Source organism: Staphylococcus roterodami (assembly GCA_022493055.1).
Lineage (GTDB): Bacteria > Bacillota > Bacilli > Staphylococcales > Staphylococcaceae > Staphylococcus > Staphylococcus singaporensis.
Genome location: CP092781.1, coordinates 2,412,676 through 2,438,371 on the forward strand (window position 1 = coordinate 2,412,676; position 25,696 = coordinate 2,438,371).

A 25,696-nucleotide genomic window follows, 5' to 3' on the forward strand; every position below is an offset into this window, starting at 1 on the left:
TTTTGCTTGTTACCTAATGGAGGTTACATATAATGAAAAACAATAAAATTTCTGGTTTTCAATGGGCAATGACGATTTTCGTATTCTTTGTCATTACAATGGCTCTATCCATTATGCTTAGAGATTTCCAGTCTAGAATTGGTGTAAAACACTTTATATTTGAAGTCACTGATTTAGCACCTTTGATTGCTGCAATCGTCTGTATACTCGTTTTCAAATATAAAAAAGTTCAACTTGCAGGTTTAAAGTTCACAATAAGTTTAAAAGTTATTGAGCGTATTTTATTAGCATTAATTCTACCTTTAATTATTTTGATTATCGGAATGTTTAGCTTTAATACCTTTGCTGATAGCTTTATCTTATTACAATCAACAGATTTATCGGTACCTATCACACACATATTAATCGGTCATATTTTAATGGCCTTTGTAGTAGAATTTGGTTTCCGTTCATACTTACAAAATATTGTTGAAACGAAAATGAACACATTCTTTGCAAGTATCGTTGTTGGTTTAATTTATTCTGTTTTCTCAGCAAATACAACATATGGTACAGAATTTGCAGCTTATAATTTCCTTTATACATTTTCATTCTCAATGATACTTGGTGAATTAATAAGGGCTACAAAAGGACGTACAATTTACATTGCAACTATATTCCATGCTTCTATGACATTTGGACTTGTTTTCTTGTTTAGTGAAGAAATCGGCGATTTATTTTCAATCAAAGTCATTGCAATTTCAACATCAATCGTTGCGGTAGCATACATTGGATTAAGTTTAATTATCCGAGGCATTGCATACTTAACAACTAAACGAAGTCTTGATGAAGTTGAACCTAATAATTATTTAGACCATATCAATGATGACGCAGAAGCAGAAGACGTAAAAGACGACAAAACTAATACTCAAGATCACAAAGCAGAAAAAGCAGCAACTGCGGGTGCAGTAACTGCAACAACAGCTGGCATTGCTAAACACGATAATGTAACTACATCAGATGAAGAAGCAAATGTGAATCTAGAGGATAATCCAACATCAGAAGTAGGTCATTCAGAAAATCAATCTGCAGCAATAGAAGACGAGGAAAGAGTAATCGCTCCAGAAGCAACTGAATCTGCAGATCAAAACAAAAACATCCAAACTGAAGTTGATACAAACAATGCAAATGATGATAAAAATTCGTCATTGAAAGAACCTTCAACTTATAAAGATGATCGACGTTCATCGGTGGTAATCGATGCAGAAAAACATATCGAAAAGACTGAAGAACAATCAACAGACACAAACAAATAATAACAAAGCGCTTGCTAAATCATCACTTTAATAGATGCTAGCAAGCGCTTTTTATATATTATTTTTCTAAAATTTTCACACCATCTTGAGTACCTACAATAACTTGATCTGCCATATCTAAGAAATATCCTGTCTCAAATACTCCAGTCAGATGAATTAAATATTCATGGAATTGATATGGGTCAATACCTTCTGGAAGTTGACAGTCTAAAATATAGTTACCATTATCTGTTATAAAGGCAACATCTTCATTTACACGACGTTCTACTTTAATATCAGCATATGATTCAATTTTACGTAAAATGTGATACCAATTAAATTTGTCAACTTCTACTGGTAACTTAAAAGTTTCTCCTAAATATCGTACAATTTTAGTTTCATCAACAACAACAACAAAACGTGACGCCATTTCATCGATAACTTTTTCTCTAAACAAAGCACCACCCCCACCTTTAATAATATTTAAAGACGGATCCACTTCATCTGCACCATCAATTGCTAAATCAATATGATCCACATCATTAATTTCACAAATTTTAATGCCTAATTCTTTAGCTAGAAATGCAATTTTATTTGAAGTACAAACACCAGTAATATTGTAACCTCGATTTTTAATTAGTTCCGCCATTTTCGGCAACAGCAATTCCATCGTACTTCCTGTACCAATTCCAAGTACCATATCACCATTGATTTGGCTTAAAACATCATCCAACGTCATCAACTTAAGTGCTTTGACATCTTTCATGCGGGTAGCCTCCCATATTTCTGTAATCTATTCAATTAATATTTTACATGACCAGTATAAATTAACATACCCTTATTTCTAACATTTTTTAAAACAATTCAATCAACATTCGTATAAAAATAAAGTTTTTATAGTACAATATATTTTAAACTTCACTCTAAGGAGAATGACATGATAGCAATTCATGCAATATCGACTGGGAAAATACAAGATTTACCTTATAGCACCAAAAGACCCATGCGCTCAGCATTAGATAAAACCGCAATTAAAGAAAGAACATGGTTATCAACAATAGGTTTTTCAGGTGATGAACAAGCATATAAAGACCATGGAGGTCCTCATAAAGCTGTTTGTGGATTTAGTAAACATAACTATAATATGTATCTTAATGACCTTATTGAATTACCTACCCATGCCATGTTTGGAGAAAATTTAACCTTTGAAAATTTAGACGAAGCTGATGTTTTTTTCGGCAATCAATATCATTTAGGAGAAGCGGTCATCGAAGTTTCTGAAATTCGAGAACCTTGTTGGAAAATACAAGCAAAGTATAATATCCCTGATTTAGTGAAGCGCATGTCTACTTCTGGAAAAACAGGATTCTATTTCCGTGTATTAAAGCAAGGTTATGTTACACCCAATGATCAACTATATTTGATTAAAGAGGCACCCATTGAACATCGTATGTCCATTCAGCAACTAAATCACTTATATTATAACGACAGACAAAACCAAACAATGCTCTTACAAGCACTCAATAATCCATACTTATCTCCTGCACGACGCGAAAAGCTTCAAAAAATGTATGATAGAACATTAAAATAATTAGTTATAAATTTGTTTCAAAGTTAAATAACTATGATAAAAAGGAATCAACCTCGACATTAAATGTTAGTTCATTAGCAATGCTACCATTTTAAATACCACCATGTCGTTCGGTTGATTCCTATATTTATATAAAGTATTCCACTTATATTATTAACGTACTTATAAATTGTATTGCCCGTATGACTTCAAATAACTATGTTGCAATCGCATAGTTCAAACTTCAATTGAAGCTATCAGACAGCCAACAAGGACTTTATTCATTATCAACTTTTTCTTGAATGCGGAAACTAGTTGTCGATTTAAATACTACGCCAGCTTTTAAAATGGATGGCGCCGTATCACCATATAAATTAATATCATTTGGTAAAAATTGTGTTTCCAACGTAAAGCCAGAGTGTGGTTTATAAATATTAAATGAACTTTCCCATTCATCAGGATGATTAAAAGTAAAAAATACAACATGTGGCATATCTGTATCTACCTCTAATGAAAATTCATGATTTTCAACAAACATCTTATGTTCACCAACAGTAAATGGATGGTCTAACCCACCAAAACTTGTCATCTGTTCTCTTAGTTGAGGATGTTGTGACGTAAAAATATCACTTAACTTGATTTTATTATGTTCAAATATCTCATGTAAATCGAGAACTTCACCAGTAACAATGTTTCTATCATCTAATAAATACATATCCAACTGCTTACTAGAAATACGATGATTATCAACTACATTATTATCTCTATTCAAATTAAAATACACATGATTTGTAGGATTAAATAACGTATCTTCTGTTGCAACTGCTTCATATTCAATAGACCATTGATGATCGGCATCATAAATATGTGTAATCGTTACATTTATATCACCTGGGAAATGATCGTCTGTTGATCTCAACACAGTTTTAAAAATCACCTTTATTTGAGCAATTTCATTTCTAATTTCATAATCAAATAACTTACTATCTAAACCGTTACACCCACCATGTAAATGATGTTCTCCATTATTTTGCTCTAACTGATACTGCTTACTATTCAACTGGAAATTAGCATTGTCAATTCTCCCACTATACCTACCAATTGAAGCACCAAATTTAAATGGATTATTGTGATAGAATTCATCTGCTTCAACAACATTCCCCAAAACAATATTATTATCATGATATTTCCAAGATACTACTCTCGCTCCATAATTCGTAAAAATAATTTTAGTTTCATCATTATCAATTTTGATTAAATCTACACCATGTCTTTGATGTTCAACTTCAACTATCATTTTTACTTCTCCCTTCTAACCACACGTGTTTAAGCTCTGCTGGGTAGCAACATTACTAAAACACCTACAATACAAATGATTGCACCTATAACGTCATACTTATCCGGCATTTGTTTATCAACAATCATTGCGAAAATTAAACTCATAATAATAAACACGCCACCATATGCAGCATAGACTCTACCGAATGTCGGATATGATTGAAATGTTGCAATAACACCATATAACATTAAAACCACGCCACCTATCAGACCAAATAGTGATGACTGTCCTTCCCTAAGCCACAGCCAAATAAGGTATCCCCCACCTATTTCACATATTCCTGCTAATATAAATATAAAAATTGGATATAACATTACATCACTCCATTATGTAGTTCCAAAAGACATTCAATCAATTGCATTGTATTTATTAATAAAACTTATTACTTCACATTCCCATTTAAAAAGTTCGTTTTCACATACATATTGTACACTTTTTTAGGCATTATTCTATAGATAAATTCAAAAAAATAAGAGTAACACGCTTACATCATCATTTTATTATGATAAATGTGTGTCACTCTTACTATGTTTTATTGTTTGAATACACGTTTCATTGAATTAAATAAGCCACGTTCAAATGTCAGTACTGAATCTTTATATGTTTTAATTGCTACCCACAATAAGACTGCTACCATTGCAATTGAAATTAAAGAACTTATAATTACTTCATGGATTTGAAGCGCTGAAGTTTGGGCACGTACAACTAACTGAAACGGCGCTAAAAATGGAATATAACTTGTGATCATCGCAAATTTCCCATCAGGATTATTAATCGTAAACATCGCGATATAAAATGCAATCAAACCAAGTAATGTCATTGGCATCATAGACTGATTTAAATCTTCAATTCTAGATGTTAATGATCCAAGAATGGCTGCAAGTAATACATACGCCATGATTCCAACAATACTACTTATAATTCCGACAATAATAATTTGCCAAGATAATTGATTCATTTCAACATTAAAGCCTTTAAGTAAGTCTTTTAAATCAAATGCATAAATACATACAACTGCCATCAATACAATTAAAATAATCTGAGTCAAGGCAACTGCAATCACACCTAAAATTTTAGCAAAGATATGCTGAACAGGAGAAATACTAGTAATAATCATTTCAATTACGCGTGATGTCTTCTCACTAGCGATTTCCATTGCTATTTGAGATGCATAATTTAAAATGACAAAGAACATTAAAAAGATAATGCCATATGCCAATGCATAGTTAAAAATCTTTTGTCCTTCAGATACTTTATCAACTTCATCTTTAGAAACAATTTTATTGTTAACTTTACTTTGTGCTTGTAATTTTTGTAAGTCTTGCTTATTAATATTTAATTCGGTAGCAATAAAGTTCGTTTGAATTGTTGTTAATAAAGCAGTCACTTTTTGCGAATCCTCTTTACTTACACGTTTCTCACTTATAATGGTCGCTTGTAATGTATTATCTTTATTCAAATTGATAACATAAGCTTTATCGAGTTTATGGTTTTTCACTTGCTTTTCAGCGTTTTCTTTAGAGACTTTTGTATATTTAGTATCACTTTGAAACGCTTTTCCCTGCTGCTTAAATGCATTATAAATTTGTTCATTCGGTGCTGCCACACCAATTTTATCTGGTCCATCATCAAACATATTTATAATCTTATCGATATTTGAAAGACCAATCATTAAGATTGCAATGATAACCATAAAAATAATAAATGATTTTGCTTTAATTTTATTAATATAAGTCAAACTGAATGTCGCCCAAAACTTATTCATCCTTGCCACCTACTTTCGCAATGAATATATCTTGTAATGATGGCTCTACAACTTGGAATCGTTTAACATATCCTTGTTGAGTAACAACTTGATAAATATTTTTGGCTACGTCTTCATTCTCAATCGTCAACTGAAGACCTTTCTTCATGTTTTCACTTTGAATGATGCCATCTATTTGCGATAAATCTGGTAGTGTTGTTTCTGATTCAATGACAACTTTCTTGTTACCATTAGAAGCGCGTACATGTTTGATATCACCAGAAACAACTAATTGACCTTTATCTAAAATACAAACATCATCACATAATTCTTCAACATGCTCCATACGGTGTGAGCTATAAACAATCGTACTGCCCTCATCATTTAAATCTTTAACTGCTTCTTTCAACAGTTCAACATTGACCGGATCTAGACCACTGAAAGGCTCATCTAATATTAGTAATTCTGGTTTATGTAACATACTTGCTAACAGCTGAATTTTTTGTTGATTCCCTTTTGATAGACTATCAATTCGCTTTTTGCGATTTTCAGTAATATCAAAACGCTCAAGCCAATAAGATATTTGTTGTTGTATTTCTGCTTTTGACATTCCCTTTAAAGTTGCCAAATATTTCAATTCTTCTTCAACTGTCAATTTCCCATGTAAACCGCGTTCTTCCGGTAAATAACCAATACGATTGTACATTGTTTTATCTAGTTTTTTACCGTTATACGTAATGTGTCCTTCTGTTGGTTCACTTAAGCCTAAAATCATACGAAATGTCGTTGTTTTACCTGCACCATTTCTTCCTAGAAAGCCTAACATTTTGCCTGATTCTAACTCTAATGAAATATCATTTACTGCCGTCATCTTACCAAAACGTTTTGTAACATGTTCAATTACAAGTCCCATCTTTTACCTCCTAAAATAATATCTATTTATCTTAATATAACATTTCTATACACTTTACATACAATATTTTTTAAATTTTCAAGGTTGAAAATGACTCATATTTAGAGTCATTAATGTTTGGAAAACTCTTTTCATTGTTCTAATGCTTCATTTGCAAAAAAATATCCCAGCAACAATCTGCTGAGATATTTATATCATTACAATTGATTATCTGTTTCTTCCGGTGTTTTCGGTGTTTCTAATGTTTCAGATGTTCCAGCTGCTTCTGGTTGTTTTTTAATTGTAGATGGGTATTTTGGGCTTTCGCCATATTTATTTGCCGGCTTACTGTCAAAGCATAGGAATACTATCATTGTAACTGAAAGTCCAAAATAAATAAGATAAAGAAGTATTAACAAAATTAAAATTCCAATTGGCATATACATTAAATCATTATCATAATATGATTCGATACACTGCGCTACTATAGAGAATACAATACCATATGCAAACATTATAATTGGTAATACCATTGTTCTTGATATATCATGGAATCTTCGAACGCTTAATGCCAAATTTGGAATAATCGTTGCTAAAAAATAGGCAAACATATATATAACTGTAAGTATGAATATCATCACACCAAACATAGATAATACTTCAATATGTACTTCTTCACCTATACCTAGAAATATTATTCCCATAAGGAACACGAAGAAAGCAGGAAGTAAAAATATTAAATGCCATAGCATCATATACCAATATTCACTACGTCTTGATCTTCCTGTAAAGTTAACATAATTTTTCCAAAATAATACGAATGATTTTTTAAAACCTACTTGAGGTAATTGTTCCATTGCAATTTCTCCCTTTCATTAATCATATTTATATTTTTAATCATTGTTACTGTTATGAAGTATTTGATTCATTAACTAGACATATTTCTACAGTAATCTCTACCATACACAAAAAATAGTTGCAGCTGAATCTTTCCTGTCACTATTTTAGAAATACAAATGCATTAAATGTGTCAATTACTGTTTCCCCCATTTGAAAGTACACACAAGGTTAATTATACTAATAACAAACTCTGATTAACTAATTACATCAAAATTTGACATTATATTTGTTATTTTAATATCAGCATCAAAGTAAATACTTAATATTTTTATAATTCTTAACAATACTAGTTTAACAAACAATTACCACAATAAAAATATGTTTTTCATTTTTATTTAAATTAATCATATAATTGCCAAGGAGAATAATATGGATTTTGTTAATAATGATACGAGAAAAATTGCCAAAAACCTTTTAGGTGTTAAAGTAATTTATCAAGATGAGGCACAAACTTATACTGGCTATATTGTGGAAACAGAAGCTTACTTAGGATTTGATGATCTTGCAGCTCATGGTTTTAGTGGTAAAGTAACACCAAAAGTGACATCTCTATATAAGCGTGGTGGTACAATTTATGCACATGTCATGCATACGCATTTACTCATTAATTTTGTAACTAAATCTGAAGGCATACCTGAAGGCGTACTTATCCGCGCAATTGAACCAGAAGACGGTTTGTCTGCTATGTTCCGTAACAGAGGGAAGAAAGGCTACGAAGTAACGAATGGCCCAGGAAAATGGACTAAGGCATTTAACATCCCACGTTCTATTGACGGTGCAACGCTAAATGATTGTAGATTATCTATTGATACAAAGAATCGTAAATATCCTAAAGATATTGTTGCTAGTCCAAGAATTGGTATTCCAAATAAGGGAGACTGGACTCATAAAGCATTACGTTACACAGTAAAAGGAAACCCATTTGTGTCTCGCATGCGTAAATCAGATTGTATGTTTCCCGAAGATACGTGGAAGTAAATATAATTTTAATAGCAAATGAAAACTATCTATCAACAAGTCAAGCAATTATTTCATTCAATATGAAGGTTGGTTGACTTTCTATTTTATTCCCCCTTTCTCTAAAATTTCCCTTTACTAGAAACTTGCTCTTAATTGTAAAACATATCAATTTAATCATTTATAATTATTAAACTTATATGCATTAATATTAATTCTATTATTTTCAAAAACTAGAAATATTGATTTGTTGCATGTATAATGATAAAAGTGCCCTTTTATAGCGCTTACAATTTCAAGCGCTTTACTTTAGGGTGCGGGATATTTAGCAAGGGGGATTATAAAATGATAGAACTAAATGCAATTACAACATTATGTTTAGCCTGCGTACTCTACTTACTTGGTCAGGCTATCGTAAATCATGTAAACTTCTTAAAACGCATTTGTATACCTGCCCCAGTAATTGGTGGGTTAATCTTCGCTATTTTGGTTGCTACTTTAGATTCATTCGGTATGGTTAAGATTAAATTAGATGCTTCATTCATTCAAGATTTCTTTATGTTAGCATTCTTTACTACAATCGGACTTGGTGCATCTTTAAAATTGTTCAAACTTGGTGGCAAAGTCTTACTATTATACTTTATGTTTTGTGCCATCATTTCTGTCATCCAAAATTTAGTTGGTGTATCACTAGCTAAAGTATTGAATATTAAGCCATTACTGGGATTAACTGCCGGTTCTATGTCAATGGAAGGTGGACATGGCAATGCGGCTGCTTATGGTAAAACCATTCAAGAACTGGGTATTGATTCAGCATTAACTGCGGCACTTGCAGCTGCAACTTTAGGTCTGGTATTCGGTGGTCTTATAGGTGGTCCAGTAGTTAAGTTTTTAATTAAACGTTATAACTTAAAGCCACAACATAGTGATGATACGTTTAAAGATTATAGTCAAGTAACTTATAACGAACATTTACATAGTAAATATAATGGAACTGAAGTATTCTTTATCCAATTTACAATTGTAGTTTTCTGCATGGCTGTAGGAAGCTATTTTAGTCATTTATTTACAGATCAAACGGGTATTAATGTTCCAATTTATGTTGGCTCATTATTCGTCGCTGTTATTGTTAGAAATATTTCCGAAAGCTTCAACTTCAATATTGTCGATTTAAAAATCACTAATCAAATTGGTGATGTCGCATTAGGTATATTCTTATCTCTTGCATTAATGAGCATTCAACTTACTGAAATATACAAACTTGCTATACCTCTTATCATTATCGTTTTAGTTCAAGTAATCGTTATGATTTTATTTGCTGTCTTAATTTTATTTAGAGGTTTAGGAAAAGATTATGATGCTGCAGTAATGGTTGGTGGTTTTATTGGACATGGACTAGGAGCTACACCAAATGCCATGGCAAATTTAGATGTTATTACTAAAAAATATGGAAACTCACCTAAAGCATATTTAGTAGTACCTATAGTAGGAGCATTCCTAATCGATTTAATTGGCGTTATCGTCATTATGGGATTCATTCAATGGTTTAGTTAAACACTATAAAAAGAGGAGGCGAACGCCTCCTCTTTTTATACTATCCTCGATGTATATTTAAACCACGTTGCTCAATCCACGACATTAATTCCGGACTAAACACGAGCTGTTTTTGTGTTAGATCATCTATATTTTTAGCATTTAACATCGTCATAATTGCTTTCATATGGTCTATAAATGATTCTACATACTCTACTGTATGTGTAATGCCATTCTTTTCAACTTGATTTAAAAACGGACGTGACATCCCTGCTGCTTTTGCACCAAGAGCTAAACTTTTAATTGCATCAAGTGGTGTACGTAAACCACCACTAGCAAATACTGATATTTCACCTTGATAAGCAGTTGTTTCAAGTAATGATTCGACTGTAGATTGTCCCCACGAAGATAAGTAATCCATATCTTTATTAGTACGACGCTCATTTTCAATATCTACGAAATTAGTACCACCTTTACCACTAACATCAACATACTTAACACCAATTTGTTGTAAATCATGCATTAACTCTTTACTCATACCAAATCCAACTTCTTTTACAATTACTGGAACAGATACACGTGCTACAATCGCAGCTATATTATCTAACCAAGTTTCGAATGTACGGTTTCCTTCTGGCATGACGAGCTCCTGAGGCGAATTGACATGAATCTGTAACGCTTGTGCTTCTAGCAATTCTACCGCTTCTAACGCTTTATCTACAGGCACATCTGCACCAACATTACTAAATATTGTGCCATTAGGGTTTGTTTCTCTTGCTATTGTAAATGTTTCAGCCATGCGTGGATTTCTTAATGCCGCATGAGTAGATCCTACTGCCATAGCCAAACCAGTTTCTCTCGCTACAACTGCTAATTTCTCATTGATATTTTTCGTCCACTCACTACCACCCGTCATAGCATTGATGTATATCGGATATGCCATCGTTAAATCAGGTGTTTGTGACGTCAAATCGATATCTTCCACATTGATGGACGGAATTGAATGGTGTACAAAGCGCATTTTATCAAAATCTGACCGTAGTGCATCAGATTGTGCCATTGCTATTTCAACATGTTCATTTTTTCTCTGTTCTCTTTGAAAATCACTCATGATCATACCTACCTTTTCATCATTTCTAAATTAAAACCATTTTTTACGTTTGAAAAAGATTACTAAAACAACAGCTATGACAAACATTACAGCTAAGCAAATATAATAACCATAATGTAATCGTAAGGCTGGCATATTTACAAAGTTCATACCATAAATCCCTGCAATGAATGTTAATGGTGAAAAAATAACTGATACTAATGTTAGTACTTGCATAATATTATTCATTCTAAATGAAGTGTATGACTCAAAATTCTCTCGAATCTCATTAGTCATTTCTTGTGCTGTTCTAATGATATTTCGTTGTTTAATCAAGTGGTCATCGATATGCTGTATATATAACGAGTGTTTATCATCTATAATCAAGTCACCATTTTGTTTCATTGTATCAATAAGTTCTTGCATCGGAAACAAGACACGTTTTACTTTAATCAAGTCAGAGCGTAATTTAAACACACTGTCCATTACCATTTTATTGAATCGATCATCGACATGGCGATCTTCAAAATTGTAGACACTATCTTCGAGTGAATATACAAAGTTGAAATATTTATCCACCATCATATCCAAGGTTAATATAACTACATCAGCGCAATCCAATTCCGGATCTAAAGTATTCATATATTTATAGACAACTTTATTTAATGATTCTAACGTTTGATGATGATATGTGACTAATACATTGTCTTGTATAAAAATATTTAACGCGATTGGTGAATAGTCTGCACCAATAATACTATGAAAAACAACATACTGATAATCTTTGTAAGATTTATATTTAGCACGTGGCATGCCATTGATTGCATCATCCACTTCTAAATCATTAAACTTAAAATGTGCTTTAAACCATTCATTTTCTTTTTCATTCGGTACATCAAAATCATACCAAATGATTGTAGCATCTTTTGGTATATCTTCAACATGATTAACCACGCTAAATGGTTGGTGTGCTGTTTGATACCGTATCGTTAAAGCCATCCATACTCCCCCTAAACAACGAATTCATTATTATTTTATCACGAATTAAATAACGTGTATGTCACAATTTATTTTAGTATGATAGTCACTAAGGAGCTGGTTATTATCAAACAACTTTTCACACATACCCAAACTGTAACAACTGATTTAATTGATCATAACAATCACATGCATGATGCGAATTACAATATCATTTTCAGTCATGTTGTTAATCTATTTAACTACAGTCATGGCATGTCCTTAGAAGAACGTGAACATTTAAAATTCACCTTATTCACCCTAGAAGAACATACAACTTACCTTTCAGAATTATCTCTTGACGATATATTTACTGTTACGCTGTACATATACGACTATGATTATAAACGTTTGCATTTATTTTTAACATTAACTAAAGAAGATGGTAAACTAGCATCAACAAATGAAGTCATGATGATGGGAATTAACCAACTAACACGTCGTTCTGACGCATTTCCAGAATCATTCATTTCACAAATCGAAAAGTACTATAAAAATCAACCTACTATCACTTGGCCTGAACAATTGGGTCATAAAATAGCAATACCACACAAAGGAGCATTATGATGACAGATGCATTACAACAAAAAATTCATATTGAATTATTAGATTTATTAGATGATGTAAAGTATGAGCTCACAGAACTAAATGCACAAAAAGGTCTATTTATAAATGGACCAGCTAATCAACTACTTAAGCGTGGCATACACATGGCTTATGTCCAAGGTCAAAAACAAGCAATTGATAATATAATGACAATTGTAGAGCAACAGTTTGAAGATCAACAGTTCCTAGAACTTTATGATAAATTCCAAAACAAAATAACGCATCGCAATCATGAGGAAACATTTAATTTTGCAGAATTGAATGATATTCCACGTCAATTTGATAGTTTTTTAGATCAATTTTATCAACTTAAAGGACAATACTTTATAATTACGCATATAAACACGCTTATTGGTGATTTTCATTCAAATTAGGATCATCGTTACAACGTATTAAAATTTCTGTCAATTTAACAAACAATAAAACCCAGTTATAAATTCAAGTCAAATATCTTCTAACTTGAATCTATCATAACTGGGTTTCAATTTTATTATTGATTATTTTGAATAACATCCTCGTCTATCGATTTAGCAATTTGTTTAATAGCTTTGTGTGATTGACGGATTGGATATACAGGAAAATCATGAACCATTTTAGGATAATCGTAAAACTCTATATACTGATGATGCTGTAACATCATTTGTTCGAATAACTTCATATCAGGATATGCAATTTCACGACCGCCACCAAACATATACACTGGTGGTAACCCTACGATTGTGCCATTTATAGGTGACACTCGCTTATCTGTTAATGGAATACCATTTGCCCACTTTTTCATAATCTCATTAACACCAAATTGACTTAAAACCGCATCTTGCTCAATTAATGTTTCCGATATATCTTTATTGGATAACGTTGCATCTAAAATTGGTGAAATTAAATATACTTTATTTGGTAAAGGCTTATGCGCATCTAATAATGATTGTACAAACGATAGTGCTAATGCGCCACCTGAGCCATCGCCCATGACTACAATGTTTTGGTGACCTACTTCCGATACCAATTGATCATAAACACGTTGTATTGCTTGGAAAGTGTCCTCAATGTGATATTCTGGTGTCTTTGGATAGATAGGTAGTACCACTTCATATAATGTACTCAAAGTAATTTTATCCAACAATCTCCAATGGAACGGTGATGGTTGTAATGCATTGAATCCACCATGAATGTATAAAATTTTCTTATCAACTTGATGTCTAAAATTAAAGCGAAAGACCTGCATATCATCTAAAGATAATTTTTCTAAATTTGCTTTAACATTTAATGTTGATGGTTGCTTATGTTTTTTTCGATTTTCAATTTCTCGTTTATAAAAAAATCTTTCAACATCTTGATCATTTTTAAACATAATAGAACGATTGTGAAGCAAATATTTATTCACAACACTATTCATAACACGGTTTCTAATCAATGTCTTAACCTACCTTTATATATTTTATGTATCCAATGATTGTCTATCCCCTACATTCTTTGTCAAAAAAAGTATATAATGTAGAAGATATTTTCTTTTTCACTTTCAAATTTAAGACTACAAATGAACAGTGATTTTTCATCATTATAACAGACAACTAGACATATTGATAAGTAAAGAAAAGAACTTTATACGGAGGTGCCTTGCATGACAAATCCAAATCAACGATTAGAACCATTTGATGAGACGTTTCAACAACCGAATATTCATCGTGGTAAGCGATATGGTAAGAAAAAGCGTTCATTGGTAAGCATGATTATTCAAATCATTGTTGTTATATTAACCGCAATCGCTGGATATAGCATGTGGAAACAACCTATTTTTAATATTGTCTTCACAAAAGAATCAGTAGATTTTGATGGCATTAAAAATTTTAACGAGACAATTGGAAAAATGCATCAATTGAATATTAACTTGGGTAATATCAATGATTTACAACAAGGAATCGATCGCTTAATTTTAGTTTTTAACGGTTTCTTTATTTTATGTATCGTTAGTTTAGTCATTACAATACTGACAATTGTTTTTAATCGCACAGTTCTAAAAGTAGTAAATATTTTAGTGTTAGCAATTATGTTAGTCATTACATTGTATTTCAGTTATATTATTAAAGCACTTGCTCAAGAAATTGCAGATGCTTTAAAACGATATTATTTAAATGTACCACCAGATCAAGTGATTACAGAAGCTGATGCTATTCATAATGGTATCATTTTATTGGGCTGTAGTATCGGTTTACTTGTTATAAGCTTATTCTTCCGTAATCGCATGCCTCGTTTAAAATAATGTTATATAGTAGGGATTGGGACAGAAATGTTATTTTCACAAAATTCATTTCGTTGACCCACTCCCTGCTTTTTCTTTATTAAGGACCTACTTCGTTACTGTCCAATTTTTTCATCTAATAACTCCCCTTTTATTTTATAAATCAACAAATAAAAAAAGTATCGATAACCATATTTGGCACCGATACTTTAAAAATCATGTCCCCACAACATAATTTTTGATTAGTCACACTTCAATTAATTTAATTCAATTTATTCATGATTGTTATTTGAGCTTGCTTCTAACTTTTGAGCCGTAGCTTTTGCTTTTTTATTACTTTGTAAAAATAAACATAAAATTAAGGCGATGATGCTAAATATCGTTGCAACTATAAATGCATCATTAATACCTTCAACCGTTGCTAGTTTATTTACAAATTGTAGTAACACTTTCATTGCGCCTTCTTGTCCGCCATATTGTGATGCTAACTCACGCATATGATCTTGAACAATCGGATTCGTTTTATCTAACTCTTCCCCAAAAGCTGATAAATGTTGTGTTGTTTGTGTTGTCATAACAGTAACTAAGATTGCTGTACCTATAGAGCCTGCTAATTGACGCATCGTATTTAAGAAAGCATTACCATGAGAGGCAAGTCGTCCCGGTAACGCATTAATAGCTGCAGTTACCATTGGCATCATTATAAATGCCATACCAAATGAACGAAGTACATAGATACCCATGATTGTCATATATGGTGTATCCATATTTAATTTAGTTAATTCCCACGTTGCATAAGTCATTACAGCAATACCGAAGATGGCTAATGGTTTCAAACCAATAGTATCTAACAATTTACCTGCAAATGGTCCAAGTAGTCCCATAACAAGTGAACCTGGTAATAGTAACAAACCAGAATCTAATGCTGAGAATCCGCGTAAATTTTGTAAATAAATTGGTAATAAAATCATACCACCATATAAACTTAACATTACAACCATATTAATAATTGTTGTTAATGTAAATGTTGGGAATTTTAATACTTCTAAATTCAACATTGGTGATTTCATTCTTAATTCTCTAATAACGAATAGAATAATAAAGATAATACCGATAGCAAACATTGTTTCTATCTCTACTGAACCCCAACCTTTGTTTCCAGCTTCTGAGAAACCATATAACAAAGCACCGAAACCAATCGTACTAAAGATAATACCTGGAATATCAGCTTTAGGATTTGTAGTATATTGATATAATTTAAACCACACAAAACCAACTAAAATGGCGATTATACCGATAATAAACATACCGTAAAACATCACATTCCAATGATAATTTTGTACGATATAACCTGATAACGTTGGACCAATAGCTGGTGCTAAAATCATTGCGATACCCATTGTACCCATTGCAGCACCACGTTTTTCAGGTGGATAAATTGTAATAATAACAATTGATCCTAAAGGCATTAATACACCTGCACCAACTGCCTGTAATACACGTCCAACCATCATAATTGGAAAATTCATTGAAATCGCACAGATTAATGAACCGATTGTAAAGAGTACTAACGCAACTAAAAATAATTTTCGATATGAATATTTATTAAATAGATACGCCGTTATTGGTATTAAAATACCGTTTACTAACATAAATCCAGTCATCAACCATTGTCCTGTTGAAGCGGAAATATTAAACTCTGTATTAATCTTTGGCAAAGCAACATTTAATAATGTTTGGTTTAAAATCGCAATAAACATACCGAACAATAATGCCGCTAAAATTTTACCGCGTGAAACACCTTCACCAAAAATAAAGTTTTTATGTTCTTTTTTAATTTTTTCATTCACTTTATATTCTTCTGAGTTAGGATTTTTAGCAGCAACTGCTTCCCCATCATTATTATTAGTGAATGCTTCTCGATCTTTCTCAGACCCCTTTGTGTAACCATTTAGACTAACTTGGCTATGATCATCTTGATTGTCAACACGCAACTCTTCATGCGTCATACGTTGTGTCGATTGATCAGTTGTTTTGTCTAAATCACTAGCTTTAAATTTAGATTGATTTGATTGACGTGTCGTAAATTGTTGTTCCTTTTGTTGGCGTTTGCCCTTTTTTCTTGATCTAATTAAAAATAAATTGATAACCCCAACAATAATGAGCGCTAAAATAATGTAGCTAATAATGAAGGTCGTAGTCATTTAATGACCCCCTTAATTTTTATGGATTTTTACTTCAGCGTTCATTCCAGGAACAACTTGTTTAGACGGTTCTGATTCTAGAGTAATTTTAACAGGTATTACTTGAGAAACTTTAGTGTAGTTACCATCACTATTTGATGATGGCATTAATGAAAAGCTTGCAGCAGTTGCTTTTCCAATACTATCAACTTTACCTTTAATAGAAGCTTTTTGACCGTCAATAGTCACATCAACATCTTTACCTACTTCAACATCTTTAATATCTTTTTCGTCAATATTTGCTGTTACATATAAATCATCTAAATTGTATGCATAAGCGATTGGGTTACCAGCTTGCACCATTGAACCTTCCATACCATCTAATTTAGCAATTGTACCTTTTTGAGGCATTTTAAGATCCATATCTTTCGTTTCGCCATCTTGACCTTGTACAGTAACAGTTGCTACTTTGTCACCTTTATCAAGTTTGTCACCTTGTTTAACATTAAGTGATTTAATTTGTCCAGATGCAGGACTTGCTATTTTAATTTGATCGCCATTTACTTTTGCATTATCAGTTGTTACATAGCTTGTTGTTTTATTCCAGAAATAAAAGCCAGCAATCCCAATTGCTAATAACACAACAACTGTAATGACATTGATTAATATCATCTTCTTCATGAAACATTTCCTCCTATTTGCTTTTAAAATTCACTTTATTTATTATAGAGACATGACAATTAAAAAAACACCAACAATTTTTATAAGAGTGTTGGTTAAAATTCACAAAGGTGTAACAATATGAAACGACAAGCCAAAATAGAAATTCAAAATGCACTTGTTGATTTGATGGCTGAATACCCTTTCCAAGAAATATCCACTAAAATGATTTGTGCATACAGCAATATTAATCGTTCTACATTTTATGATTACTATAAAGATAAATATGATTTATTGGAAACCATCAATTCAAAACATAAAGAAAAATTCCATTTTCTTCTTCGTGCACTACATCATAATTTTGATAATATTAAACAAGATAAACTTAAACTTTATAAATTCTTCATTATTATTGCAAAATATATCAAGCGTAACGAACAATTTTTCAAAGATATTTTAGTCACTTATCCTATGAAAACATTATTCATAGACTATGTTGATTTAGCGAGAGATTATTATCAACAAATTGTTAGCGATTATAGTACAACTGTTACGAATAAACAGCTTTACGTCACATATGTCATTGGTGGACAAGCTGGTGTATTCATCAATTGGCTTTCAAGCGGTTGTCACGAATCACCTGAGGAAGTAGCTACTATTCTATTAGCTAATACGATTAAACTTCAAAACCCATAAATAGAATCACTAATAAGCAAGTCAAGTTAATATAAGCTATATGATATGAAATATAAAACTACTTAATACTGTCTTTAACTACAAAAATGCCGAGATTCCTACAAGTTGATCTCGACATTTTTTATTATTTAAGTTGTATTTTGAACACAAATACATGGTGCTCTATTTTGATTTTGTCTTTTAATATTATAGAAATGCTACATTGTTGATTTATCTGTTTTAAACACTTTCATATTATATATTTGTAAAATAATAAGTAACAACGCTGCAGTTACAATAATAAAAATATATGGCATTGGATTCTCTTCGCCTTTTATTCCTACCAATGGTGAGGCAATACCACCAAATAAAAATTGAACCAATCCCAATAAGCTTGATGAGCTTCCTCGGCCGCTGCTACTTTCATCCATAGCGATTGTAAATCCAAGCGTCGCAACACCAGTAACTGGTGCGATTAAGATCACAAAACTGATTGCTAGTATCCAAAAATTCCAGTGATTGAGCAATGTTAAAGTTACTAATAATACCCCAATAATTTGAATCATCGTCATTACTCTCATCAATTTTTGAGGATTCACATAATCAACCAAATAACCTGTAAGCTGACTAGAAATAATTAATGTTATACCTATACCTGCAAACATCCAGCTAAATTGTAGTGCTGACATGCCATAAATTTTTTGAATAATAAACGGTGACGCAGATATGTAAGTAAATAATATTACAAAGGTCATACCTTGGATGAGCATTGGCAATACGAAGCGTGGCGTTTTCAATAGTACTTTGAAATTTTTAAACATTGATTTTAATCCACCATGGGATTCACGATTTGTCATAGCTAAAGATTCGGGCACTTTTAATAACGAACCGATGACCATGACGAAACCAAAAATAGTTAAAATTACGAACACCATTCTCCAAATAGAATAGTTTAAAATAATACCACCTAAAGTTGGTGCAATGACAGGTGCTATTCCATTTACAAGCATTAATAATGCCATAAATTTTGTCAATTCGTTACCACTATACATATCACTAGCAATAGCTCTAGAAATAACGGCAGCTGCACCGCCTGTCACACCTTGAATAAATCTCAAGATAATCATAATCCAAATATTATGAACGAAAACAATTCCTAAACTCGCCAATGTAAATATAATCATCGCTATAATGAGCGGCTTTCTGCGTCCAGTCGAATCCGAAATCGGACCAGCAAATAAATTACCAAACGCCAAACCAATCATAAACATAGATAATGTTAACTGTGCATTTGATGTTGTAGTTTGAAAGTCATGTCTTATATCTGGCAAACCTGGTAAAAACATATCAATTGATAACGCACCAATGGCGGTTAAAGCACCTAATATAATAATAAATATAGGCGAGCGCTTATTAAAATTTGTTAAGTCATTCATATTACTATCTCCTTTATATTGCTCTTTTCATAAATATAACAATCCCAAAATATATTTAAATATGCTCTTTTATATATTAGCATTACTCACAAGATTCATGAACATCATTACAACTTATTAAAGATATAAATTTTAGCTTCCCCAAAATTTTTTCACAAAAAACAATCCCTTCGAAGTAATTTACACTTATTGTAAATACTTTGAAAGGATGTTGTTTGTATTCATATACACATGCATCTTATTTAAGTTCTGTTCTTTATTTGTCTGTTGTCTTAATTAGTTGTAATTGATCTTGTGAACCTTCTTCTAGTTCATATTTCTTATCAATTTCTTCACCTTTTTCATTTACCAAGCGGACAGTTGCCATTATTTTATTACCATGCTGTTCAGCATCCAAAATTTGAGGTGAACTAATCATCATTAATCTTCCTTTAGATAAACTCTTTTTTATATCATCATAATATGAAGACCCTTTTTTAATATACGATGATATAAAATCAAAGTTAGATTGATTAAACGCTGCATTATTCGCTAAAGAATATCCTGCAAAGAATTCAATCAATTTATTTTTTAAACTATTTTCTTCTTTTTCTTTCTTTTCTACATAATCATCAATATCTTCGCTGTCGAAGTTCAATGTTACTTCTGTATTATATTTTAAATCACTTGCTTTAATGGTTTTAGTTTGAGTTGTGAATGTCTTATCTTTCGCTTTACCTGAAGCCGAAATGGTAATATCTTTATTTTGAGGATATGGTCCATATGTTTTTGAACTTGAAAATGCCATTTCTTTATCATTAATTGTTATTTTTTTAGAGCTATCTTTTAATTTTGTATCACCTTTTAAAGTTACTGAAATATTCGCTTCTTCAAAATCTTCTGTAACATCCACGGTTTCAGAATTACTTTGTCGGAAATCAAATTTTAAATGCCCTGGAAATTCACCATTTTCTGTAGCTTTCATTGCAGCAATTCTATATTTACCTGGTATGAAGTTACCTAACGGTGTAACTTTATTTGCTTCAGCTACAACAACCTTTTTCTTACCACCCGCTTTAAATTCATATTTAGTTCTTTCTTTAGGTTTTATAATTGGTTGTTTAGTAGGTGCTGTGAAGCTCATATTATCGAAAAAGATATAACGTCTGCCATTTTTACTAACACGTAAAACATTTTGTCCTGACCTTGTTTGAATATAAGAAGCAACACTTGTCTTACTACTATTTAATTTATGGACTGTGTTTTCAAGATCGGTTACAAATTGTTTAAGACCAACTTCATCTTTGATATACCGTATATATACTTTTGCCTCTTCAGAATCGACTTTATTGTCTTTAGTGCTTAATAAGGTTGCTACTTTTTGTTTATCATTATTTTCAATCGCATTTACTAAAATTTTAGTTTGAGCTTCAGGTGAATTAAAATTCCGTAATAAAAAGAACAATATTATGATTAAGATTATTATGAAGAATCCAATTGCCCACGGCACCATTTTTCTAATCTTGATGTTATTCGTTTGCATGTCTTCATCAGTTGACTTTCTATATAATGCTTGACCACGATCAAATTGATGTCCACAATGAGAACACATTTCTGCATCCTCTTTCACTTGACGTCCACATTTCGGGCAAGATTTCATATTTTCACCTCAATTCCATTCCGCTTCATATGTTATATGTATATTCCAAAAATTATTTTCTTATTTTACCATTATTATTTTACAAATATTATCACAAGAATACAATTCAAGAAATGATTAACTTTACTTTAGAATTGTACCTTATTACATTATTAATGAAAGTACTCTCTCAATTATAACTAAAAAGAAGGCGTTCAATACATACATATTTAGTCTTATATTTGAACACCTTCAAAACTCTATTTATGATTGCTATATGTTTTTATACGATGATTGATGACTTCTAATACTTGTCTGACATTCTCAATGTCCTCTGATTTTAAGTCATTTGTGATATCTTGCGCAATATCAGTCATAATCGCATTACGTTCTTTCAAATAAGCTCTACCCTTATCTGTTAGCGTTATGAACTTTAATCGCTGATCTATGTTTAAGTTTGGTTTATCTAATTTAACTAATTTTGCATCTATCAGCTTTTTAATGCGTCTACTTACTGCTGCTTTATTTACACCCTGTCTTTGCGTGATTTCACTAATTGTCAAAGGTTCTTTATTCAACATACCTAGTACGTTGGATTGCTCTAATGAAATTTCATATTCATTTTGTAAATCTTTTAACATTTTTGCAGTTAATGCATTAACGTTATTTATAAACTGCTCTAAAAATTGAATATGGTCTTGTAAATGTTTTACCATAATGATTTCTCCCTAATTACTATTTTTATAAAGTATCCTCAGCAATCATTGTATCGCACATCTAATATATACAAAAATATCGGCTTATATATAGTACAACAAAGTAAGACTCACATGTAGCGTCGTTCTTCTTGCTTTAATGAAATAAATCATCTAAATTTATAGTTATATTTCTTAAGAACGAGGTGTCAGTATGTTATTGAATTTATTATTATCAATATTTATACTCAGCGTTATTTGTCCGTTACTTTTTAACAATACGTTAACGTTGAATTTAACATGCTACATTTCTGTTGTCATATCGATATTTTTGTCACTCATCTATAGCATCATGACATACACTTTCCCCTGGTCTATGTTTGTAACATTTTTAATAGTCAGTATTATCATGCTATTCAAACATAGATACTTATTTTCTCATACTTCTAGCCACTTATTTATTAAAAAATTATTATCTTTTTCATATAAATTCGTACTCTACACATCAGCACTTCTATTTATAAGCACGAATCAACAACCTATTGTAAAAGGTTTTGCTATGTGGCTTGCAATATTATGCATATCTTTATTACTAACATTTATCTGTTATCTTGTTTGGACAACCTCTTATGGTCATCGATCATATGATAATGAAGTTGATGTCATTATTGTGTTAGGCGCTGGTATTTTCACTGAATCTGTAACACCGATGCTCGCCGCACGCTTAGATCGTGCACTTGCTATCTATCAACATCAAACATCACCAACTAAAATATTAGTTTCCGGCGGTCAGGGACCTGATGAACCAATTTCTGAAGCTTTAGCTATGCAACCCTATTTGATTGCTCAAGGCGTAGATGAAGCCGATATTTTAATGGAATCCCACTCAATAAATACATACACAAACTTTTTATATTCTAAACAAATCATCGCAAAATTTTTCCCAAAGGAAGTTAAAATCGTCTGTGTAACAAGTCAATTCCATATATTACGAGCACTACGATTAGCTCAAAAACTCAGTCTATCTGTCGATGGTGTTGGTAGCCATACGCCGTATCATTTTTTCTTACATGCGCTTATCAAAGATTATTTAGGTGTCATGTATCAATATAAATTATTACTCACACTTTATTGCGCAAGTAGTTGGTTTATAAGCTTTTATTGTGCATTTATTTATAGTCGATAAGTCGACAAGCAAACTATCATTATATGTTGTTTCCAATATTGCGTCAATCTTACTGAACAGCCATTATAATTATATGTGTCAGAAAATATAAAATGAAAAAGGCAATTTCTACCTATAATCCTGGTAAGAATTGCCCTTTTTTCTTTGTTATAGTTTCTTGCAATTACAAAATATCTTTGTCGAATCTCCACGTCAATTTTATTAATGATTTTTTAGTGAAAATCCTTTGAATTATTATCAATTATAGTTTGATTCGTATAACTAACCAGTTATTTTCCCGTCTTCTAACTCGATAACTCGATCAGCATATTCAAACAATCTTCTATCATGAGTAATCATAATTCCAACCATATGATGTTCTTTAATTTGGTGTCTTATCATTTCTACTACCTCTGTAGCTCTATCCGCGTCAAGACTTGCCGTTGGTTCATCAGCTAAAATAATTTTAGGATGATTCATAAAAGCTCTCATAATCGCAACGCGTTGTTTTTCGCCACCAGATAATTGATGAGGAAATACATTCAGACGATGTCCTAAACCAATATTTTGTAATAACTCTGTAGCTCTTGCTAAACTTTCTTGTTTAGACATTCCCGCTTCTTGACCTACTAATGTTAATTGTTCAATTACTTTTAAATAAGGTACTAAATGTGATGATTGGAAGATAAATCCAATTTCATTCAATCTTAAATCACTAGGTCGATGCTGTTTATCAAATAAAGGTCCATCATTATAAAATACTTCTCCACTCGTTTGACTCAATAGTCCCCCTAAAATTGTAAGTAAAGTTGTTTTACCAGAACCAGAAGCACCATTTAAGATTACAAACTCTCCTTGTTTCACTTCGAAATTAATACCTTTCAACACTTTTGTTTCTGACAAACCTTCTCCAAAATTTTTAATAATATCTTTCACTAACAAAGTCATTATTCCGCACCTCCGATTGCTTCTATAGGGTCAACTTTAAATAATTTGATGAATGATAATGTCGCACCTATAATTGCGACTACGATAAATAACCCTACCATTAATACAATGTTTTCAGCTGTTAAGTAAAATGGCATAGTCACAGGCATAATAAATGATAGTCCAACTATAATCCCTACAGCGATACCTACACCAATGATTGTTAACGTTAAAATTTGTATAACTAAGGCACTTAATAAATGTCTTGTTTTAATACCAATTGCTTTTAAAATACCAATTTGCGAAATCTTTTGAATCGTCATGACATAGAAAAAGGCACTTAAAACAATGGCTGTAATGACAAACAAACTAACAATCATCATATTTAACGGTGCTTGTTCTGCTTGATAACTCGCAATATTGCTCGTTAAATCATTTTCATTAACAATTTGAACTCCATCAATTTTATTAATATCATCACGCTGTTGTTTCGTCATATTCTTCACTGGATAAAACGATGTACTTACTTTGTTCATTTCATTGAATCCTTGATCATTCAGTAACACGATAGAACTGTGTGCATACATTGTGTCACTTAAGACGCCTGACACTCTATAAGTTGTTGAATTATTTTTAAAATGAACTCTGTCTCCGACTCTAATGTTATCAGCAGCTAACTTATCATTGATAGCTACTTCATGTTCATTTTTCGGGTACTCCCCTTTTATTAATTTTAAACGCTGTTGTTTAACATCATTCATCGTGATAACGTCTTGATCTTTATCTGACATTTTCAATGTTTGAACATTCATTTTAAGTGGCTCTTGATGAATTACATTTTTTATTTGCTGTTGTTGTTCAGCATTAAGTTGAGATTTTTCAATTTGTGGTTCTTTCATTTTTTGAACAATATATTGATCATTATTAAAATGCTCAAACAAAGAAATATTTTCCCTACCTAGTCCTTGTGCTAGACCGCTAATAAATAACACCATAATACTTAATAACATAATGATTACAGTGATTAAAATATAACGAAACTTATAAAACATAATCTCTTTAATCGCTAATTTCACTTTAATTCACTTCTCCCTATTTCTAATTTAAAGTTAGTATAGGATTGAAATGTGAACTCAATATGAACAATTGTTTTTTTACGCAAAATTATTTTACATG

The 25,696-nt window shown here is 31.5% G+C and carries 25 protein-coding genes and 2 pseudogenes; 9 read left to right on the forward strand and 18 right to left on the reverse strand.

Annotated elements, in window-relative coordinates:
* The first annotated feature begins 32 nt into the window (after nt 1-32).
* On the forward strand, nt 33-1,295 hold the full coding sequence (locus ML436_11855) for a CPBP family intramembrane metalloprotease (GenBank protein UMT77813.1): 1,263 nt from the start codon (nt 33-35) through the stop codon (nt 1,293-1,295).
* A 58-nt stretch (nt 1,296-1,353) separates the two neighbouring features.
* Here ML436_11855 and ML436_11860 read toward each other — a convergent pair whose 3' ends face one another.
* Entirely contained in the window at nt 1,354-2,040 is a 687-nt protein-coding gene (locus ML436_11860; GenBank protein UMT77814.1) for a ribose 5-phosphate isomerase A, read from the reverse strand.
* Nucleotides 2,041-2,211: 171 nt separating this feature from the next.
* On the opposite strand from ML436_11860, the gene ML436_11865 reads away from it, so the two are divergent.
* Nucleotides 2,212-2,865 (forward strand): MOSC domain-containing protein, encoded by a 654-nt coding sequence (locus ML436_11865; GenBank protein UMT77815.1) that lies wholly within the window; start codon nt 2,212-2,214, stop codon nt 2,863-2,865.
* Nucleotides 2,866-3,121: 256 nt separating this feature from the next.
* Here ML436_11865 and ML436_11870 read toward each other — a convergent pair whose 3' ends face one another.
* The 6 genes and pseudogenes from ML436_11870 to ML436_11895 form a co-directional block, all read right to left on the reverse strand.
* Nucleotides 3,122-4,141 carry a galactose mutarotase gene (locus ML436_11870; protein UMT77816.1) on the reverse strand — a complete coding sequence of 340 codons (1,020 nt, stop codon included), beginning with the start codon at nt 4,139-4,141 and terminating at the stop codon, nt 3,122-3,124.
* Nucleotides 4,142-4,170: 29 nt separating this feature from the next.
* Nucleotides 4,171-4,497, reverse strand: coding sequence for a YnfA family protein (locus tag ML436_11875; GenBank protein ID UMT77817.1), 327 nt, complete (start codon nt 4,495-4,497; stop codon nt 4,171-4,173).
* 33 nt (nt 4,498-4,530) lie between these two features.
* Nucleotides 4,531-4,728, reverse strand: a pseudogene (locus tag ML436_11880) (hypothetical protein).
* On the reverse strand, nt 4,716-5,948 hold the full coding sequence (locus tag ML436_11885; GenBank protein UMT77818.1) for an ABC transporter permease: 1,233 nt from the start codon (nt 5,946-5,948) through the stop codon (nt 4,716-4,718). The pseudogene ML436_11880 and the gene ML436_11885 overlap by 13 nt, the downstream one beginning before the upstream one ends.
* On the reverse strand, nt 5,941-6,840 hold the full coding sequence (locus tag ML436_11890; GenBank protein UMT77819.1) for an ABC transporter ATP-binding protein: 900 nt from the start codon (nt 6,838-6,840) through the stop codon (nt 5,941-5,943). The genes ML436_11885 and ML436_11890 overlap by 8 nt, the downstream gene beginning before the upstream one ends.
* Nucleotides 6,841-7,037: 197 nt before the next feature.
* Nucleotides 7,038-7,676 (reverse strand): DUF805 domain-containing protein, encoded by a 639-nt coding sequence (locus ML436_11895; GenBank protein ID UMT77820.1) that lies wholly within the window; start codon nt 7,674-7,676, stop codon nt 7,038-7,040.
* 412 nt (nt 7,677-8,088) lie between these two features.
* Between ML436_11895 and ML436_11900 the strand changes: the two genes are divergently transcribed.
* Nucleotides 8,089-8,697, forward strand: a complete 609-nt coding sequence (locus ML436_11900) for a DNA-3-methyladenine glycosylase (GenBank protein UMT77821.1) — start codon at nt 8,089-8,091, stop codon at nt 8,695-8,697.
* A 324-nt stretch (nt 8,698-9,021) separates the two neighbouring features.
* Nucleotides 9,022-10,230, forward strand: coding sequence for a sodium/glutamate symporter (gene gltS, locus ML436_11905; protein UMT77822.1), 1,209 nt, complete (start codon nt 9,022-9,024; stop codon nt 10,228-10,230).
* Nucleotides 10,231-10,270: 40 nt separating this feature from the next.
* Here the strand turns inward: gltS and fni are convergent, their stop codons facing one another.
* Together fni and corA are read right to left on the reverse strand one after the other, a co-directional pair.
* The gene (gene fni, locus ML436_11910; protein UMT77823.1) at nt 10,271-11,320 is read right to left on the reverse strand and encodes a type 2 isopentenyl-diphosphate Delta-isomerase; all 1,050 of its coding nucleotides are present in this window, start codon (nt 11,318-11,320) and stop codon (nt 10,271-10,273) included.
* Nucleotides 11,321-11,350: 30 nt separating this feature from the next.
* Nucleotides 11,351-12,298 (reverse strand): magnesium/cobalt transporter CorA, encoded by a 948-nt coding sequence (gene corA / locus ML436_11915; GenBank protein UMT77824.1) that lies wholly within the window; start codon nt 12,296-12,298, stop codon nt 11,351-11,353.
* Nucleotides 12,299-12,394: 96 nt separating this feature from the next.
* On the opposite strand from corA, the gene ML436_11920 reads away from it, so the two are divergent.
* Together ML436_11920 and ML436_11925 are read left to right on the forward strand one after the other, a co-directional pair.
* Nucleotides 12,395-12,883 (forward strand): thioesterase family protein, encoded by a 489-nt coding sequence (locus ML436_11920; protein UMT79519.1) that lies wholly within the window; start codon nt 12,395-12,397, stop codon nt 12,881-12,883.
* Nucleotides 12,883-13,296 (forward strand): hypothetical protein, encoded by a 414-nt coding sequence (locus ML436_11925; GenBank protein UMT77825.1) that lies wholly within the window; start codon nt 12,883-12,885, stop codon nt 13,294-13,296. Before ML436_11920 ends, ML436_11925 begins: the two co-directional genes overlap by 1 nt.
* Before the next feature lie 116 nt (nt 13,297-13,412).
* On the opposite strand, the gene ML436_11930 is transcribed toward ML436_11925, so the two are convergent.
* On the reverse strand, nt 13,413-14,336 hold the full coding sequence (locus ML436_11930; protein UMT77826.1) for an alpha/beta hydrolase: 924 nt from the start codon (nt 14,334-14,336) through the stop codon (nt 13,413-13,415).
* A gap of 207 nt (nt 14,337-14,543) precedes the next feature.
* Between ML436_11930 and ML436_11935 the strand changes: the two genes are divergently transcribed.
* On the forward strand, nt 14,544-15,182 hold the full coding sequence (locus ML436_11935; protein UMT77827.1) for a hypothetical protein: 639 nt from the start codon (nt 14,544-14,546) through the stop codon (nt 15,180-15,182).
* 251 nt (nt 15,183-15,433) lie between these two features.
* On the opposite strand, the gene ML436_11940 is transcribed toward ML436_11935, so the two are convergent.
* Both ML436_11940 and ML436_11945 read right to left on the reverse strand, forming a co-directional pair.
* A complete protein-coding gene (locus ML436_11940) occupies nt 15,434-17,365 on the reverse strand; it encodes a DHA2 family efflux MFS transporter permease subunit (GenBank protein UMT77828.1) in 1,932 nt (643 codons plus the stop codon).
* Between the two features lie 12 nt (nt 17,366-17,377).
* On the reverse strand, nt 17,378-18,025 hold the full coding sequence (locus tag ML436_11945; GenBank protein UMT77829.1) for an HlyD family efflux transporter periplasmic adaptor subunit: 648 nt from the start codon (nt 18,023-18,025) through the stop codon (nt 17,378-17,380).
* Between the two features lie 120 nt (nt 18,026-18,145).
* Between ML436_11945 and ML436_11950 the strand changes: the two genes are divergently transcribed.
* Nucleotides 18,146-18,700 (forward strand): TetR/AcrR family transcriptional regulator, encoded by a 555-nt coding sequence (locus ML436_11950; protein UMT77830.1) that lies wholly within the window; start codon nt 18,146-18,148, stop codon nt 18,698-18,700.
* 197 nt (nt 18,701-18,897) lie between these two features.
* On the opposite strand, the gene ML436_11955 is transcribed toward ML436_11950, so the two are convergent.
* The 4 genes and pseudogenes from ML436_11955 to ML436_11970 all read right to left on the reverse strand — a co-directional run bounded on the left by ML436_11955 (nt 18,898) and on the right by ML436_11970 (nt 22,449).
* Nucleotides 18,898-20,115, reverse strand: a complete 1,218-nt coding sequence (locus ML436_11955; GenBank protein ID UMT77831.1) for a multidrug effflux MFS transporter — start codon at nt 20,113-20,115, stop codon at nt 18,898-18,900.
* 82 nt (nt 20,116-20,197) lie between these two features.
* Nucleotides 20,198-20,338 (reverse strand): annotated as a pseudogene (locus tag ML436_11960) (hypothetical protein).
* Nucleotides 20,339-20,371: 33 nt separating this feature from the next.
* Entirely contained in the window at nt 20,372-21,754 is a 1,383-nt protein-coding gene (locus tag ML436_11965) for a hypothetical protein (protein UMT77832.1), read from the reverse strand.
* A gap of 239 nt (nt 21,755-21,993) precedes the next feature.
* Complete coding sequence (locus tag ML436_11970) at nt 21,994-22,449, reverse strand: MarR family transcriptional regulator (GenBank protein ID UMT77833.1); 456 nt, start codon at nt 22,447-22,449, stop codon at nt 21,994-21,996.
* 193 nt (nt 22,450-22,642) lie between these two features.
* Between ML436_11970 and ML436_11975 the strand changes: the two genes are divergently transcribed.
* Nucleotides 22,643-23,614 (forward strand): YdcF family protein, encoded by a 972-nt coding sequence (locus ML436_11975; GenBank protein ID UMT77834.1) that lies wholly within the window; start codon nt 22,643-22,645, stop codon nt 23,612-23,614.
* 261 nt (nt 23,615-23,875) lie between these two features.
* On the opposite strand, the gene ML436_11980 is transcribed toward ML436_11975, so the two are convergent.
* Complete coding sequence (locus tag ML436_11980; protein UMT77835.1) at nt 23,876-24,541, reverse strand: ABC transporter ATP-binding protein; 666 nt, start codon at nt 24,539-24,541, stop codon at nt 23,876-23,878.
* Nucleotides 24,541-25,596 (reverse strand): ABC transporter permease, encoded by a 1,056-nt coding sequence (locus tag ML436_11985; protein UMT77836.1) that lies wholly within the window; start codon nt 25,594-25,596, stop codon nt 24,541-24,543. The genes ML436_11980 and ML436_11985 overlap by 1 nt, the downstream gene beginning before the upstream one ends.
* Nucleotides 25,597-25,696: the final 100 nt, after the last annotated feature.